Raw genomic sequence first — 15,511 nt, 5'->3', positions numbered from 1 at the left:
CCGGGCCGCGCACGCGGCTCCCTGAGGAAATCGACATGAGCGCAACTTCCACCTCCACCAATTTCGATCAGGCCGAACTGGACAAGTTCGCCGCACTGGCCAACCGCTGGTGGGATGCGGACGGCCCGCAGAAGCCACTGCACGCACTGAACCCGGTGCGCCTGCAGTACGTGGCCGACCGCGCCACGCTGCGTGGTGCCAAGGTGCTGGACATCGGTTGCGGCGGTGGCCTGCTCAGCGAAGCGCTGGCCAAGGAAGGGGCGCAGGTGACGGCCATTGATCTGGCGCCGGAGCTGGTCAAGGTGGCGCGTCTGCATGGCCTGGAGTCGGGCGTGCAGGTGGATTACCGCGTGCAGGCTGCCGAAGATCTGGCCGCCGAGCAGCCGGGTGCGTTCGACGTGGTCACCTGCATGGAAATGCTGGAGCACGTGCCGGACCCGGGCGCGATCATCGCCGCCTGCCAGCGCCTGCTGCGTCCGGGCGGCAAGCTGTTCCTGTCCACGATCAATCGCACCCCGGCCGCGTTCGCGGTGGCGGTGGTGGGCGCGGAGTACATTGCGCGTCTGCTGCCCAAGGGCACGCACCACTACCAGGAATTCATCAAGCCGGCCGAGCTCGGTGCCTGGCTGCGTGAGGCCGAACTGCAGTTGCAGGACGTCACCGGCATGGCCTACGAGCCGTGGCGCAACCGGGCGCGGCTGAGCAGCCACACCGGCATCAACTATCTGGCCTACGCGGTCAAGCCGGACCAGGCATGACCGCCGCCGTGTTCCCGAAGGCGGTGTTGTTCGACCTGGACGGCACGTTGCTCGACAGCGCACCGGATTTCATCGCCACCGCCAACAGCATGCGCGCGGCGCGCGGCATGGATGCATTGCCACTGGAGCAGCTGCGGCCGGTGGTGTCCAAGGGTTCGCGGACGATGCTGGCGACGGCATTCCCGCAGATGGCCGAAAGCGAGCGACATGCGCTGGTGCCGGAATTCCTGGACGTCTACGAATCGTTGATCGGCCGCCACGCGCGCCTGTTCGACGGCATTGAAACGCTGCTGCAGACACTGGAGCAGGCCGGCAGCACCTGGGGCATCGTCACCAACAAGCCCGAGTACCTGGCGCGGTTGATCCTGCCGCAGCTGGGCTGGGAACAGCGCTGCGCGGTGCTGATCGGTGGCGACACCCTGGCCGAGCGCAAGCCGCATCCGCTGCCGCTGCAGGTGGCCGCGCGGCAGATCAAGGTGGCTCCTGGTGCCTGTGTCTACGTCGGTGATGACGAGCGCGATGTCGCAGCGGCGCGTGCGGCCGGCATGCCGTCGGTGGCCGCGTTGTGGGGCTACCGGCTGGACAACGACGACCCGGTCGCCTGGCAGGCCGATCTGATGTGCGAGCTGCCGCAGCAGCTCTGGCAGGTGGCCGCCTGGCCGCCCACCCAACGGGCTTCGGCCTGATCCAACGATTGACGAGGTAATGCAGTGAGTAGTGCGCTGGACAGTTTCCTGGACAAGTGGCGTGATCGTTGGCCGGAATGGACCTTCGTGGAGCGCTTTGTCGATCCCGCGCACCGCGAGCGTGCGGTGGCCTGGTTCGCCTTGCTGCAGGAGTTCGACGACATGCTCAATGCCAGTGGCGATACGACCCCGTCGGACGCCAAGCTGGCCTGGTGGGGCGAGGAGCTGCGCAGCTGGGACGGGCAGCGTTCGCGGCATCCGTTGGGTCGCGTGCTGGAGCCGGTGCGTGCACCGTGGGCGCAGCTGGCCGAGGCACTGCCGGGCCTGATCGATGCACGTGAGCGGGCTGCCGATGCCGCGCAGGCGCGTGCAGGTCTGGCAGCGTACGCGGCGGCGGTCGCGGCGGTGGAAGCGGTGGTGTTCAACGATCAGCCGGCGAAAGCTGCAGCTGATGTGGTGTTGACCCAGACCCTGGCCCAACGCGTGCAGGACCTGGGCGGTGCGGCAGTGCCGCGTGCTGTGGGCGAGGATGCCCAGTGGCAGCAGCAGTTGCTGGCGGCCTGGCCGTCGCGCGTGGCGGGCCCGCGCCCGCGCCGTTTGTACGCATCGCTGGCGCGCGCGCGCCTGCAAGCCTTGTTGAAGGGCGGTGAGTATCACCCCAGCCCTGCGCTGCTGCTGTGGCGCAGCTGGTGGGCCGCGCGCGGCTGAGGGTTCGCTGCGCAGCTGTTGGCGTTGGACGTCCCGCGCTCTTGCCGGAGCGGCATATGTCGCGGAGCCGGCAATGACGAATGCGCCTATCCGCCCGGTAACGCCGGAGCTATCCGCATTCGCGGGCAGCGCCGTGATCGTCGAATCCGGTAGCTTCGCGCCTGAAGGCGCTCCTACGAGAATGCAAAGTTCTTCGCTGCCGACGGCGCGTGTGATTTCTGTAGGAGCGGTGTAAGCCGCGAAGCTGACGGTAATGAATGCGTCGGTTGAGTCGGTCACGCAGCGCAATTGCCGACATCGCCTTGATCTTCAAGATCAGCGGCTTCGCGACTTATGTCGCTCCTAAACGGCGGCTCTGTAATTTTTCGAGCGGCGCCGGATTTGGTTCGGGCCAACTGCGCCGCTTTGCGTAGGAGCGGCCTTGGCCGCGAAGCTGGCAGTGACGAATGCGCCCATCCGGCCGATAACGCCGGAGCTATCCGCATTCGCAGGCAGCGCCGTGATCGTCGAATCCAGTGGCTTCGCGCCTGCAGGCGCTCCTACGCGAATGCAGGGGAGCTCCGCGCCTGACGGTGCTCCTGGGAGGCGTGTGCTACCCGGTCGATCAGAACTCCAGATCCAACGCGGCGCACAGGTAATCGACGAACGGGCCCAGTGCGGCCAGATCCTTGGCCAGGGTCTGGCGTAGGCGCGGGCCGGTCATGGTGGTGTCGTCCAGTGAGCGCCACAGCACCCAGTTGCGGTGCTTGAGATCGTCGATGAACTCGAAATCGGCCGGAAATCCGCGCGGCGGCCGGACCAGCTTTTCGCTGGTTTCGAATTCATAGCGACGGCGGGTGGCCGGCGCATGCGCGGCGGCTTTCCAGCTGCCGGGATTGTCGAAGATGAATTGTCGCAGGCGTCGTTGCGTATCCGGTTCCGGATGCCAGATACCGGCGCCGACAAAGCTTTCGCCTGGCGCGAGGTGGATGTAGTACGACGGCGCCGGCACCTGCTTGCGGCGTTCGTGGAACAGCCGCGCACCTTGCCATGTCTTGTAGGGCGTCTTGTCGCTGGAGAAGCGCGAGTCGCGGTAGATGCGGAACAAGGAGCCGCCGACCGTGCGCGGGTCGGCCTGGAAATGCTCGCTGACCTGGGCCAGGTCCGGCTGCAGGTCGGCGATCAAACGCAGGAACGGCTGCCGCACATGGTCTTCGTACTGCTGTTTGTGTTCGGCAAACCAGGTCTTGTCGTTGTGGCGGGCAAGGCCGCGCAGGAACTTGAAGCTGGCATCGCTGAAGTAAGTGGTCATAGCGTCTTCTGCAGGTCGTGGCCCCATTGGTCGAGGGCATCAAGCAGGGTCAGTGCGGCCGGATTGTCCGCATGTTCGGTGCGCAGCGCGGCAAGCTGGGTGAAGTACTCGGGGAGCGTCTGCTCGCCGAGACCGGGGGTTTCCAGCAGGCGTGCGCGGCGATAGTTGTCCCAGCGTGCCTGCGCGGCAGCGTCCAGCGACTGCGGATGATTGCGGGCGCGGTAACGGAACAGCAGCTCCGGCAGACGAGGGTCGCGCAGGCGTTGTTCCAGTTCGGCCAGTGCCTGTGGCGGGCAGGTACGGGCCTTGGCCAGCAGCGCCTTGTCGCCTTCGGCAAGGAAGCCGTCATACAGCGAGGCATCCGGATCGACCGGGCCATCGACCACGCGCTCGCGTGCGAACACCTGGCGGGCCTTTTCGGCCAGTTGCGGGCCGAGCGCGCGCAGCTTGGCGGCCTTGGCTTCCACTTCGGCCGGGTTGATGGCCAGCCGTTCGAGGTCCGCTTCGCGCAGGTGGTTCCAGGCCACCAGCGCCGGCACCTTGTTCAGATGGACTTCCTTCAGTGGCACCCGCTGCTGGCCTTCGGGCAGGTCGGCGGCGCGGGTGTACAGGCGCGCGGCGATCTCCTCGACCGGAAGGTCGAGCAACGCATCGACATCGCCTTCCAGGTCGAACACGATCACCCGGTTGTTGATATGCGGATGCCGCGCCAGTGGCAGCACCGGCGCCGCGCAAAGGCGGCTGGCCGGGTAGCGCATCGAGATGTGCAGCACCGGCTGCATCGCCACGACATCCAGCAGCGAGGCGACATAACGCTTGTCGCGCAGGCGCAGCGCGTACTCCCACATGCGCGGTTGTGACTGCCGGAAACGGCGTGCCATGCCGATGGTGGCGTGCACGTCCGACAGCGCTTCGTGCGCGTCGCCCTGGCGCACATCGTTGGCCAGCGCCAGGTGTTCGAGCTTGAACGAGGTGGCACCGTCTTCGCGCTTGGGCCAGTTGATGCCCTCCGGGCGCAGCGCGTGCACCAGGCGCAGCATGTCCAGCAGGTCCCAGCGCGAATTGCCGCCGCGCCACTCGCGCTCGTAGGGATCGTAGAAGTTGCGGAACAGCCCGTAGCGTACGAACTCGTCGTCGAAGCGTAGCGTGTTGTAGCCCAGCGTGCAGGTCTGCGGCCGTGCCATCAGCTCCTGGATGCGGGCGAACGCTTCTGCCTCGCTGACACCTTCGGCCAGCGCGTGCTGCGGGGTGATGCCGGTGATCAGCGTGGCGATGGGCGAGGGCAGCAGGTCGTCGGCCGGCTTGACGTAGAAGCTGACGGGCTCGTCGATCTGCTGCAACTGCTCATCGGTGCGGATTGCTGCGAACTGGGCGATGCGCGTGCGGCGCGGGTCCTGGCCGAAGGTTTCCAGGTCGTAGAACAGGAAGCTTTCGGCCATCAGTGTGCTCCTTCAAGGACCGGCAACTGCGCATGCACCTGCTGCTCAAGTGCTGCCCAGTCGATATGTTCGAGGCTGTCGTGGCCCGCGGTTGCTTCGGTCAGGATGCGCTGCTGGATGCGGGTGCGTTCCAGTGCCAGCGCATACGGGGTGTGCAGGAAGGTGACCATCGTGTAATGCGGCACGAAGCGGGTTGGCCAGCGCGCCTGCAAGGCCTGCTCCAGCTCGCGTTGCAGCAGGAATGCCGGGTCGGCGACGCGGTCACGCATCTCCAGATAGTTGTCCAGCGCCATCTGCTGGATGGCAGCGGCATTGGGTTTGCGCTCGGCTTCGAACGCGGCGAACGCCTGCGCGGTATCCGCACTCTCGGCCAACTTGCGTGCCAGCACCACGCAGTCCTCGAAGGCACAGTTCATGCCCTGGCCATGGAACGGCACCATCGCATGGGCGGCATCGCCGATCAGCACCGCCTTGCCGGACTGATGCCAGCGGTCCAGATACAGCGTGCCCAGCAGGCCCGGCGGATGCTGCTCCCAATCGCTGCGCAGGTTGGGAATCAGCGCCAACGCATCGGGGAACTCGCGCTGGAACAGCGCTTCGGCCTCGGCGCCGCTGCGCACGTTGGCAAAGCTCGGCTCGCCTTCGTTGGGCAGGAACAGGGTGACGGTGAAGGTGCCTTCGTCGTTGGGCAGGGCAATGCACATGTAACGGCCGCGCGGCCAGATGTGCAGCGCATTGCCTTCGATCTGGAAACTGCCATTCGGGCCGGGCGGGATTTCCAGTTCCTTGTAGGAGTGATCGAGAAAATCGATGCGCTCGCCCAATGGCGCCTTGCGGTTCATCGCCGCGCGCAGCGCCGAACCGGCGCCGTCGGCACCGATCAGCGGCGTGTTGAAGTGGATGTCGTGCGGCGAGTCATCACGGTCATCGATGAAACGCGCGTAGCCTGCGTCGAAATCAACCGTGTGCAAACGCCGGTGGAAATGGAAGCGGGCACCGGCATCTTCAGCCAGTTGCAGCAAGGTGACGTTGAGGTCCTTGCGGTGTACCGACCAGATGACTTCGCTGTCATCGCGGCCATAGCGTTGCAGCTCACCGCCACCGCCGCGTGGATGCACCATGCGCCCGCGCATCATCACCGTGCGCGCCATCACCGCATCTTCCACGCCGGCCTGGCGCAGCGCGTTGCGGCCACGTTCGGCCAGGGCTAGGTTGATCGAGCGGCCGGACTCGTAGTCGGCAACGCGCGGGTCGCCGCGCCGTTCGTAGATGGTGATGCTCCAGCCCTGCCGGGCCAGCAGGATGGCAAGCAGGGAGCCGGCAAGGCCGGCGCCGATGATGGTGAGGCTGCGTGGGGTGGGGGAGTTCAATTCAATACGTCCGTTGGCTCAGGCCGCGGCCCAGCGTTCCACTTCTTCGACGAAGCGGTGGATGTCGCCATAGCCGTTGTACATCGGCGTGGGCGAGATGCGGATCACATCGGGCTCGCGCCAGTCGCCCAGCACGCCGGCCGCCTGCAGGTATTCAAACAGCGAGCGCCCCTGCGCACGACCACCGCTGACGCGCAGCGAAAGCTGGCAGCCACGACGCTCCGGTTCGGCCGGGGTGATGATGTCCAGCACCGGGGCCAGACGCGCACGCACCATCGTTTCCAGGTAGCCGGTCAGTTGCAGCGACTTGTCGCGCAGCGCCGGCATGCCGGCCTCGTCGAACAGCGCCAGAGACGCGCGCAGCGGTGCCAGGCCCAGCACCGGCGGATTGCTCAGCTGCCAGCCTTCGGCACCCAGCTCCGGCACGAACTGCGGCGCCATCTGGAAGCGGGTGGCCTGCTCATGGCCCCACCAGCCGGCGAAACGCGGCAGCGAGGTGTCATTGGCGTGGCGCTCGTGCACGAAACAGCCGGCCACCGCGCCAGGGCCTGCGTTGAGGTACTTGTAATGGCACCACACGGCGAAGTCCGGCGCGATGTCATGCAGCGCCAGCGGCACGTTGCCGACCGAGTGGGCCAGGTCGAAACCGATGTTGGCGCCCTGCGCGCGGGCGAGCCGGGTGATGGCGTCCAAGTCGAACACCTGGCCGGTGCGGTACTGCACGCCGGGCCACAGCACCAGCGCCACGCGCGCGCCATGTTCAGCGATGGCGCGCTCGATCGCAGCCATCGAAATGGTGCCGTTGGCTTCATCGGGCTGTACTTCGATCAGATCTGTTTCCGGATTGAAGCCGTGGAAGCGGATCTGCGCTTCGACCGCATGACGGTCGGTCGGGAACGCGCCGGCTTCCATCAGGATGGCCGGGCGCTGCTGGCTGGGCCGGTAGAAGCTGACCATCATCAGGTGCAGGTTCACGCTCAGCGTGTTCATAGCCACCACTTCGCCGGGCAGCGCGCCGACCACGCGGGCCAGCGAATCACGCACCAGACGGTGATAGTTCATCCAGTGGGTGGGCCCGGTGAAATGGCCTTCCACGGCGATGCTCGCCCACAGGTCCATCACTTCCTGCACCATTGCCTTCGCGCCCTTGGGCTGCAGGCCCAGCGAGTTGCCGACGAAGTAGGTCTGGTCAGCGCCGTTGTGCTGCGGGATCAGGTACTGCCCGCGCAGATGGCGCAGCGGATCGGCAGCATCAAGTGCGGTGGCGTGAGCCAGTGACAGGGTTTCGTTCATCGGTGGCGGGCGTGTCGAGAATGATTCCGCAGTGTACCCGCCCGGGCCTGCCTGCCGCCCGTGCTCAGCTTTCGCTGGCAACCGGTTGCGGCAGCGGATGCACCGTGCCGCACTGCGTGCAGGTGCGGTTTTCCAGTGACGAATGGAACCGGTCGAATACCTTGGGTAGATCGGTTTCGATGTTCTTCAGCGGGAAGAACTCTTCGTAGATCTTGTGGTTGCAGTTGGGGCAGAACCACATGAATCCATCCAGTTCATGCTCCAGCCGCTTGCGCTCTACCACCAGGCCGACCGAGCCGGGCATGCGCTGCGGCGAGTGCGGCACGCGCGGAGGCAGCAGGAATATCTCGCCAGCGCGGATCGGGATGTCGCGTACCGCACCGTTTTCCTGTACCCGCAGCACCATTTCACCTTCGAGCTGATGGAACCACTCCGGGCCTTCGTCCCAATGGAAGTCGCTGCGGTTGTTGGGGCCGCCCACCACCATGATGATGAAGTCACCGTTCTCGATCATCTTGTTGCCGACCGGCGGTTTCAGCAGGTGACGGTGCTCTTCGATCCAGGCGTGCAGGTTGATGGGCATTGCGAGCATGGGAACCTTGCCTTGGCTTTGAGCTGTCCCTTCTCACGCCTGCGGGAGAAGGTGCCCCGAAGGGGCGGATAAGGGGGCGCCCCAATTCACCTTGAGGCGTTGTGCTGGTGAACGCGTCGCCACGCGCCGGTTTGGTGAACTACCTTCACCAGCATTGGAGGTTGAAGGTGAGATTGCTTCGCCTTGCCCGTGCCAGAACCCCTCGCCATTCACGGAAGAGGGGTTCAAGCGGAGGCCAACGGACTCAGTCGCGCTTGCCCTTGCGTGGCACGTGCGACAACGCCTTCTGATAGGCCGGTTCCAGCTCTTCGGGGCTACCGACGTCGATGCCCATTTCGCGCACCAGGCCGTCACGCAGGCTGTAGACCCAGCCGTGGATCAACAGTTTCTGGCCGCGGCCCCAGGCATCCTGGATGACCGTGGTGTTGCACAGGTTGACCACCTGCTCGATCACGTTGAGCTCGCACAGGCGGGCATGGCGGATCTCCGGCTCCTCGATGTTGTTGAGGATGTCCGAATGCTTCTGTGCCACGTCGCCGACATGACGCAGCCAGTTGTCGGCCAGGCCCACGCGGGTGTTGTTGAGTGCGGCATGCACACCGCCACAGCCGTAATGGCCGACGATCAGGATGTGTTTGACCTTGAGCTGGTCCACGGCGAACTGGATCACGCTCAGGCAGTTCAGATCGGTATGCACCACCACGTTGGCGACGTTGCGGTGTACGAACACGCCGCCGGGCGGCATGCCGATGATCTGGTTGGCCGGCACGCGCGAATCCGAGCAACCGATCCACAGGTACTCAGGGTTCTGCTGTTTGGCCAGTTCGTGGAAGAACTCAGGATCTTCCTTGAGGATGCGTTCGGCCCAGTTGCGGTTGTTCTGGAGCAGCTTGGGGATGTCGGTCATGGGTGGTTTCCTTGCGATCGTGTGCGGGGAGGCGCCGCTCACGCAGAGCGACGTCGCGGGAAACGGGGCGGATCAGCCGTCCGCTGCGGCGCGGTGCAGGCGCATCCATTGCGCCAGTTCACTGGCGCGGGCGGAACTCAGCGCATCAAGCGCCTCGATCACCGCCAGCTGGTTGGCCTCGGGGTGGTTCTGGCTGAGCTTGGCGGTGATCTGCGCCTGCTCGACGCTGAAGCGGAAGCCGACGATTCCGCGCAGCTGGCGGCGGTGGTCGTCACGTTCCGGTTCGAACTGCCATGCCTGGCCGACGCTGGCTTCAAACGAATCGCTGATCTGCTGCATCAGCTCGCTCAGTGCGGCCTCGTCGGTGAAGGTGTGCAGTTGGCCTACCAGTTCGGCTGCCGCGTAGTTCCAGGTCGGCACGCGCGCAGCGCTTTCCTTGTCCAGATACCAGCTGGCCGATACGTAGCCATGTGGGCCATCCACCAGCACCTTGGCAGGACCGGTTCGGCGGGCCTGTGGATTGGGCCTGGCCCAGTGGCCGGACAGCTCGATGTGCTGATCCCGGCGGCGGTACAGCACCGGCAGGCGGCTGGCCTCGGGCAGGCCATCGGCGCCCACCGTCAGCAGGGTTACGAACGGATCACGCGCGAACAGACGGTCCAGCCAGCGCAGGTCGGTTTCGGCGAAGGCGCGGGGGCTGAACATGGTGTGGCCTCAGGCGCGTGCGCCGAGCAACTGGACCATGCGTCCGTGCAGTGCCTCATCGCTTTCGGCCTGCGGCGGCTGCACTTCGTGCAACGAGAAGCCGCGCATGAGTGCGTCTTCCTCGTCCAGGCCGTCATAGGCGACGAATTCGGCGTCGAACAACTGCGCGCGGGCCGTGTCCTCGCTGTCGTAGCTGAGCGTGTTGCCGTCGCTGTCCAGAACCTCGGCGGTACCAGCCGGACGCACGCGCAGGCGTGCCCAGATCAGGGTGTTGCCGAGTTGGGCCAGCCACCACTGGTCGATGGGGGTGTCGAAGTCGTTCATTTCAATGCCAGGGAGTAGAGCCAGAGCGCCAACGCCATGCCCAGGCCACCCAGCATGACCAGCAAGGCAATGCGTGCGGGCGTGGCCAGGCCGGACAGGGAGTGGTCGGCGATGCGGTTGAAGCCACCGCCCAGCAGCCAGCGCAGGCTGTCGGGCTTGAGGAAGGCGCCGGCACCGAATTCCGATGCCAGTGCCGGATGCCGGTCGCGGATGTGAACCAGGGTCAGCGGCCAGAAGATCAGGAACGCGCTGAGCCCGGCGATGGCCACGCCGACGAAGCACAGGGCCAGGAACAGCGTCATGCGGCCACAGGCCGGTGAGCGGAAACCAGGAACGGATGAACTGCGGGTTCGTGCAATGACGTCGCCTTTGCCGGTTCCTGGTTTCGCATCACCTGCTCCTCGTTATCAGAATTCAGCCGAGCCCGGTGCGCGCGGGTAGGGGATCGCGTCGCGGATGTTGGACAGGCCGCAGACGTAAACCACCAGGCGCTCGAAGCCCAGACCGAAGCCTGCGTGCGGCACCGAACCGTAGCGACGGAAATCGCGGTACCACTGGTAGTGCTCCGGATCCAGGCCGAACTGCGCCATGCGTGCGTCCAGGATGTCCAGTCGCTCTTCGCGCTGGCTGCCGCCGATGATCTCGCCGATGCCCGGGGCCAACACGTCCATCGCCGCGACGGTCTTGCCGTCGTCGTTCAGGCGCATGTAGAACGCCTTGAAGTGCTCGGGATAGTTGGTCACCACGACCGGGCGGCCAACGTGTTCCTCGGTCAGCCAGCGCTCGTGTTCGGTCTGCAGGTCCAGGCCCCATTCGACCGGGTAGTCGAACTTCTTGCCGGACTTCTGCAGCAACGCGATCGCATCGGTGTACTCGATGCGCTCGAACGGTGCGTTGACGAAGGCTTCCAGGCGCGTGATGGCGTCCTTCTGCACACGCTCGGCGATGAAGGCCATGTCGTCGGCGCGCTCATCGAGCACGGCGCGGAACAGGTACTTGAGGAACTCCTCGGCCACGCGTGCGTCTTCGGCCAGGTCGGCGAAGGCGATTTCCGGCTCCACCATCCAGAACTCGGCCAGGTGGCGGGTGGTGTGGCTGTTCTCGGCGCGGAAAGTCGGGCCGAACGTGTAGACCTTGCTCAGTGCCAGGCAGTACGCCTCGACGTTGAGCTGGCCGGACACGGTCAGGAAGGTTTCCTTGCCGAAGAAGTCGCGGCTGAAGTCGATCTCACCATTGCCGGTGCGCGGCAGGTTGGCCATGTCCAGCGTGGAGACGCGGAACATCTGGCCGGCGCCTTCGGCGTCGGAGGTGGTGATGATCGGCGTGCTGATCCAGTAGAAGCCGTTCTCGTGGAAGTAACGGTGCACGGCCTTGGACAGGCAGTCGCGGATGCGGGTGACCGCGCCGAACAGGTTGGTGCGCGGGCGCAGGTGCGCCACTTCGCGCAGGAATTCCGGCGACATCGGCTTGGGCTGGATCGGGTAGGTCAGCGGGTCCTCGACCCAGCCGACGATCTCCAGGCTTTCGCCCTGGACCTCGAAGCTCTGACCCTTGCCCTGCGACTTGACCAGCTTGCCGGTGGCGATGACCGAGCAACCCGGGGTCAGGCGCTTGATGTCCTCGAAATTGCTCAGCGCGTCAGTGGCCACAACCTGGATCGGGGCAAAGCCCGAGCCATCGCTGACGTTGACGAAGGCAAGCCCAGCCGAGCCGCGCACCGTGCGCACCCATCCCCGGACCGTGACTTCTCCGCCTTCCGGGAACTTCCCGGCAAGGGCGTGTGCAACGCTGACCACCGTCATGTCTTGAATCCTCTGTCGATCGACTCGATCTGTGAATGCGAGATTTTAGCGGCTGTAACGGCGCCCGTGCGAGGCATTTATCAATGCTTGCGATCCCGGTCAGCCGCCCACATCTATAATCACGTCGTAATTCTGCCGGAGTCCCGCTTCATGGCTGTTCACCTGACACCTATCGCCCATTCCCGCGTCCTGCGCTTCGTCGCCAGCACTCCTGGTGCCTTGGGGCTGCGTTTTGGCGTGACCCGTACCGGGTGTTCCGGTTGGGGCCATATCACCGATCTGGCCAAGGATCAGCGTGAAGGCGACACCGTATTCGAGCAGGATGGGGTGCGCATCTATGTGGATGCACAGAGCCTGCCGCTGGTGGACGGTACCGAGATCGACTACGGCAAGCAGGGCCTGAGCGAGACGTTCACGTTCAAGAACCCCAACGCGGCGGCCGAATGCGGCTGCGGCGAGAGCTTCACCACCGACGACATGCATCGCTGAGCGATCTGTCCGTTCAGGAATGCAGAAGGCCGGCACCGCGAGGTGGCCGGCCTTTTTGATGCTGCCGAATGCCCCGTTGCCCAGGGGCGCCGCCGCAATTCCCTTCTCCCGCATGCGGGAGCAAGGTGTCCCGGAGGGGCGGATGAGGGGCTTTCCGCTCCCGATGCCGCGTGTCAGTCGGCGCAGGCAACCTCTGCTGCCGCCGCGCTCCGTCGCTCCAGCGCGACCGCCAACCCCCACAACAACAGGCCGGCAGCAGCCGTCGCGGCACCCACATAGCCGGTGGAGGCGTGGCCGAAACCGGCGCCGATGGCCATGCCGCCCAACCAGGGGCCGAGCGCATTGGCGGTGTTGAAGGCGGCATGGTTGGAGGCGGCAGCCAGGGTTTGCGCCTCGCCAGCAGCGTCCATCAGGCGGGTCTGCAGGATGGTGGCCAGGGCGCCCATCGTGCCGACGGCGATGATCGCCAGCGGCATCGCCCAGATCGAATGCGCGGCCAGCGGGTACAGCAGCAGGACCACGATCGACCACGCCAACAGCACGCCGGCCGCCCGGAACTGCAGCCGGTCCACCAGCCAGCCGCCGGCCATGTTGCCCAGGATCGAGCCCACGCCGAACAGGCCCACTGCCACCGGCATCCAGCGCTCATTGATACCGGTGACGTTGACCAGGGTCGGCGCCAAGTAGGTGAAGACGCAGAACATGCCGGCGAAGCCGATCGCGCCGATGGCCAGCGCCAGCCACACCTGGGTGCGGTTGAAGGCGCGCAGTTCGCGCATCGGGCTGGTGCGGACCTCGTTCGGGTCTGGTTGCAGGTGGCGCGCGACCATCACCACCGTGGTCACTGCCAACACGCTGACCAGGGCGAAGGCCGTGCGCCAACTGAACTGCTGGCCCAGCCAGGTGGTCAGCGGGTTGCCGACCAGGATGGCGATCGACAGCCCCATCAGTACCTTGGACACTGCCGTGCCGCGCTGTTCGGGCGGGCTGATCGAGGCGGCGACCAGCATCGCCACGCCGAAGTAGGCGCCGTGCGGCAGGCCGGCGACGAAGCGGGCCAGCAGCATCGTGGGATAGCTGGGGGCCAGTGCGCTGGCCAGGTTGCCGGCCGCGTAGAAGCCCATCAGCCATAGCAGCAGGGTGCGGCGGCGGACGCTGGCGCCGGCGAAGGCCAGCAATGGTGCGCCAACCACCACGCCGATGGCGTAGGCGCTGATCAGGTGGCCCACCTGGGCTTCGCCGATGCCCAGTCCACGGCTGATTTCCAGCATCAGGCCCATGCTGGCGAACTCGCTGGTGCCAATCGCGAAGCCGCCCAGGGACAGGGCAAGGAGAATGAAGGTGCGCTGGCGCGGACTCAGGGTTTGGGCCAGGGAGGGCAGTGAGGTCACGTCGGATCCGGATGCAGCGTGGAAGCGGTTACGGATTGTACTGCTGCGCCGCAGCAGTGCGGCCCCACTGGCAGGGTCGTCCGGTGAACACTGCGTTCAGGACAAGGTGGCCCGTTACCTTGCCTGGGGTGCCGTCTGGGTGGATAATGCTCGGCTTCCTGCGCCACGGCGTTGGAATCCTTGCCCCACCGCAATCCACGGCGGGGGGCTGTCCGGCCCGCAAGGGCTACATCCGAAAGGTATGAAAACATGAGTCGTCATTACGAAGTCGTGTTCCTGGTCCACCCGGACCAGAGCGAACAGGTTCCCGCCATGATCGAGCGCTACAAGGCGCTGGTCGAAGCCGGCAACGGCACCATCCACCGTCTGGAAGATTGGGGCCGCCGCCAGCTGGCTTACCCGATCCAGAACCTGGTCAAGGCCCACTATGTTCTGATGAACATCGAAGCCGACCAGTCGGTTCTGAACGAACTGACCGAAAGCTTCCGCTTCAACGACGCCGTGCTGCGCAACCTGGTCATCAAGCGTGACGAGGCTGACACCGAGCAGTCGCTGATCATGAAGAGCAAGGACGAGAAGGGCGACAAGCCCGAGCGTGGCGAGCGCCGTCGTCGCGACGACGAAGAAGGTGCCACTTCCACCAATGACGAAGCCGGCGACGACGCCGCTGCTTCTGCTGAATAAGGAGCACACTCATGTCCAAGTTCTTCCGTCGCCGCAAGTTCTGCAAGTTCACCGCTGAAGGCGTGAAAGAGATCGATTACAAGGATCTCAACACCCTGCGCCAGTACCTGACCGAGAACGGCAAGATCGTTCCGAGCCGCGTCACCGGCACCAAGTCCAAGTACCAGCGCCAGCTGGCAACGGCCGTCAAGCGCGCCCGTTTCCTGGCCCTGATCCCGTACACGGACAACCACGACGTCTGAGTTCAGATGTGAGTGGCGGCGCTTGCGCCGCAGGAAGTGAGGAACGAGAGGGCATCGCTTTTTCTCGCTCCTCACTCCTTGGCACTTACTCCTGGCTCAACCCCGTCCATTCGGACAGCAAGCGTTGCGGCGCCCACCGGTGCCGCTAACGAATAACGGAGCAATACCAATGAAGCTGATTCTTCTGCAGAAAGTGACCAACCTCGGCGGCCTGGGCGACCTGGTTGACGTGAAGCCGGGCTACGGCCGTAACTTCCTCGTGCCGCAGGGCAAGGCCGTGCCGGCCACCGAGAGCAACGTTGCCGAGTTCGAAGCCAAGCGTGCCGAGTACGAAGCCAAGGCCAAGGCTGCCCATGACGGCGCCGAAGGCCGCGCTGCCAAGTTCGAAGGCGCCAGCGTCACCATCGGTGCGCACGCTTCGGCCGAAGGCAAGCTGTACGGTTCGGTTGGCCCGCGCGATATCGCTGAAGCCTTCACCGCTGCCGGCCTGGAGCTGAGCAAGAGCGAAGTGATCCTGGGCGAAGGCGCTTTCCGCAACATCGGTGAGTACGACGTCATCGTCAAGCTGCACGCCGACGTGGAAACCACCGTCAAGGTCATCGTCGAAGCCGACGCCTGATCCTGCCGTACCGGTTGTAATGAACGGGCGCCGCAAGGCGCCCGTTTTTATTTGCAGGTTTGGTCGGTGTGTTTCCCGCGGCGGCCGGTAGGGCGCAGCCATGCAGCGCGGGGGCATTGCCGGTAAGGCGCCCGCCGGACGTGGCCCGGCACTACCTGCCTGCGGCCGGCAGTCACAGCCTGTGGGCTGCGGGTATCGCTATACTCGTTGC

General features: G+C 65.5%; 18 protein-coding genes. 7 read left to right on the top strand and 11 right to left on the bottom strand.

Annotated elements, in window-relative coordinates; all coding sequences use genetic code 11:
• Window positions 1–29: 29 nt before the first annotated feature.
• From ubiG to LR961_RS11090, 3 genes are read left to right on the top strand one after another with little or no spacing between them, the layout of a single operon-like run.
• A complete protein-coding gene (ubiG, locus tag LR961_RS11100; RefSeq protein WP_232149329.1) occupies window positions 30–758 on the top strand; it encodes a bifunctional 2-polyprenyl-6-hydroxyphenol methylase/3-demethylubiquinol 3-O-methyltransferase UbiG in 729 nt (242 codons plus the stop codon).
• A complete protein-coding gene (locus LR961_RS11095; RefSeq protein WP_232149004.1) occupies window positions 755–1,444 on the top strand; it encodes a phosphoglycolate phosphatase in 690 nt (229 codons plus the stop codon). Before ubiG ends, LR961_RS11095 begins: the two co-directional genes overlap by 4 nt.
• Before the next feature lie 24 nt (window positions 1,445–1,468).
• Window positions 1,469–2,152: a squalene/phytoene synthase family protein gene (locus tag LR961_RS11090; RefSeq protein ID WP_232149002.1), complete on the top strand. Its 684-nt coding sequence runs from the start codon at window positions 1,469–1,471 to the stop codon at window positions 2,150–2,152.
• A 604-nt stretch (window positions 2,153–2,756) separates the two neighbouring features.
• Here the strand turns inward: LR961_RS11090 and LR961_RS11085 are convergent.
• The 10 genes from LR961_RS11085 to asnS form a co-directional block, all read right to left on the bottom strand.
• Complete coding sequence (locus LR961_RS11085) at window positions 2,757–3,443, bottom strand: DUF2461 domain-containing protein (RefSeq protein WP_232149000.1); 687 nt, start codon at window positions 3,441–3,443, stop codon at window positions 2,757–2,759.
• The gene (sbcB, locus tag LR961_RS11080; RefSeq protein ID WP_232148998.1) at window positions 3,440–4,882 is read right to left on the bottom strand and encodes an exodeoxyribonuclease I; all 1,443 of its coding nucleotides are present in this window, start codon (window positions 4,880–4,882) and stop codon (window positions 3,440–3,442) included. Before sbcB ends, LR961_RS11085 begins: the two co-directional genes overlap by 4 nt.
• On the bottom strand, window positions 4,882–6,252 hold the full coding sequence (locus LR961_RS11075) for an NAD(P)/FAD-dependent oxidoreductase (protein WP_232148997.1): 1,371 nt from the start codon (window positions 6,250–6,252) through the stop codon (window positions 4,882–4,884). Before LR961_RS11075 ends, sbcB begins: the two co-directional genes overlap by 1 nt.
• Before the next feature lie 18 nt (window positions 6,253–6,270).
• On the bottom strand, window positions 6,271–7,545 hold the full coding sequence (gene kynU, locus LR961_RS11070) for a kynureninase (RefSeq protein WP_232148996.1): 1,275 nt from the start codon (window positions 7,543–7,545) through the stop codon (window positions 6,271–6,273).
• 64 nt (window positions 7,546–7,609) lie between these two features.
• Complete coding sequence (locus tag LR961_RS11065; protein WP_232148995.1) at window positions 7,610–8,137, bottom strand: 3-hydroxyanthranilate 3,4-dioxygenase; 528 nt, start codon at window positions 8,135–8,137, stop codon at window positions 7,610–7,612.
• 244 nt (window positions 8,138–8,381) lie between these two features.
• A complete protein-coding gene (gene can, locus LR961_RS11060; RefSeq protein WP_232148994.1) occupies window positions 8,382–9,044 on the bottom strand; it encodes a carbonate dehydratase in 663 nt (220 codons plus the stop codon).
• A 72-nt stretch (window positions 9,045–9,116) separates the two neighbouring features.
• Window positions 9,117–9,749, bottom strand: a complete 633-nt coding sequence (locus LR961_RS11055; RefSeq protein WP_232148993.1) for an FMN-binding negative transcriptional regulator — start codon at window positions 9,747–9,749, stop codon at window positions 9,117–9,119.
• Window positions 9,750–9,758: 9 nt separating this feature from the next.
• Window positions 9,759–10,073, bottom strand: coding sequence for a hypothetical protein (locus LR961_RS11050; protein WP_232148992.1), 315 nt, complete (start codon window positions 10,071–10,073; stop codon window positions 9,759–9,761).
• Window positions 10,070–10,375, bottom strand: coding sequence for a hypothetical protein (locus tag LR961_RS11045; protein ID WP_232148991.1), 306 nt, complete (start codon window positions 10,373–10,375; stop codon window positions 10,070–10,072). Before LR961_RS11045 ends, LR961_RS11050 begins: the two co-directional genes overlap by 4 nt.
• A 105-nt stretch (window positions 10,376–10,480) precedes the next feature.
• On the bottom strand, window positions 10,481–11,875 hold the full coding sequence (gene asnS / locus LR961_RS11040) for an asparagine--tRNA ligase (RefSeq protein WP_232148989.1): 1,395 nt from the start codon (window positions 11,873–11,875) through the stop codon (window positions 10,481–10,483).
• A gap of 150 nt (window positions 11,876–12,025) precedes the next feature.
• On the opposite strand from asnS, the gene LR961_RS11035 reads away from it, so the two are divergent.
• Entirely contained in the window at window positions 12,026–12,364 is a 339-nt protein-coding gene (locus LR961_RS11035) for an iron-sulfur cluster assembly accessory protein (protein WP_232148988.1), read from the top strand.
• 173 nt (window positions 12,365–12,537) lie between these two features.
• Here the strand turns inward: LR961_RS11035 and LR961_RS11030 are convergent, their stop codons facing one another.
• Entirely contained in the window at window positions 12,538–13,755 is a 1,218-nt protein-coding gene (locus LR961_RS11030; protein ID WP_232148987.1) for an MFS transporter, read from the bottom strand.
• Between the two features lie 249 nt (window positions 13,756–14,004).
• Between LR961_RS11030 and rpsF the strand changes: the two genes are divergently transcribed.
• From rpsF to rplI, 3 genes are all read left to right on the top strand, one after another.
• Window positions 14,005–14,439, top strand: a complete 435-nt coding sequence (gene rpsF, locus LR961_RS11025; RefSeq protein ID WP_232148986.1) for a 30S ribosomal protein S6 — start codon at window positions 14,005–14,007, stop codon at window positions 14,437–14,439.
• Between the two features lie 11 nt (window positions 14,440–14,450).
• The gene (rpsR, locus tag LR961_RS11020; RefSeq protein WP_002804494.1) at window positions 14,451–14,681 is read left to right on the top strand and encodes a 30S ribosomal protein S18; all 231 of its coding nucleotides are present in this window, start codon (window positions 14,451–14,453) and stop codon (window positions 14,679–14,681) included.
• A gap of 169 nt (window positions 14,682–14,850) precedes the next feature.
• Window positions 14,851–15,300: a 50S ribosomal protein L9 gene (rplI, locus tag LR961_RS11015; RefSeq protein ID WP_232148985.1), complete on the top strand. Its 450-nt coding sequence runs from the start codon at window positions 14,851–14,853 to the stop codon at window positions 15,298–15,300.
• Window positions 15,301–15,511: the final 211 nt, after the last annotated feature.

This window comes from Stenotrophomonas sp. SY1 (genome assembly GCF_021202945.1).
GTDB lineage: Bacteria > Pseudomonadota > Gammaproteobacteria > Xanthomonadales > Xanthomonadaceae > Stenotrophomonas.
Note: the sequence above shows the minus strand (reverse complement) of the source record. Positions and strands in the feature narration are given on the sequence as shown.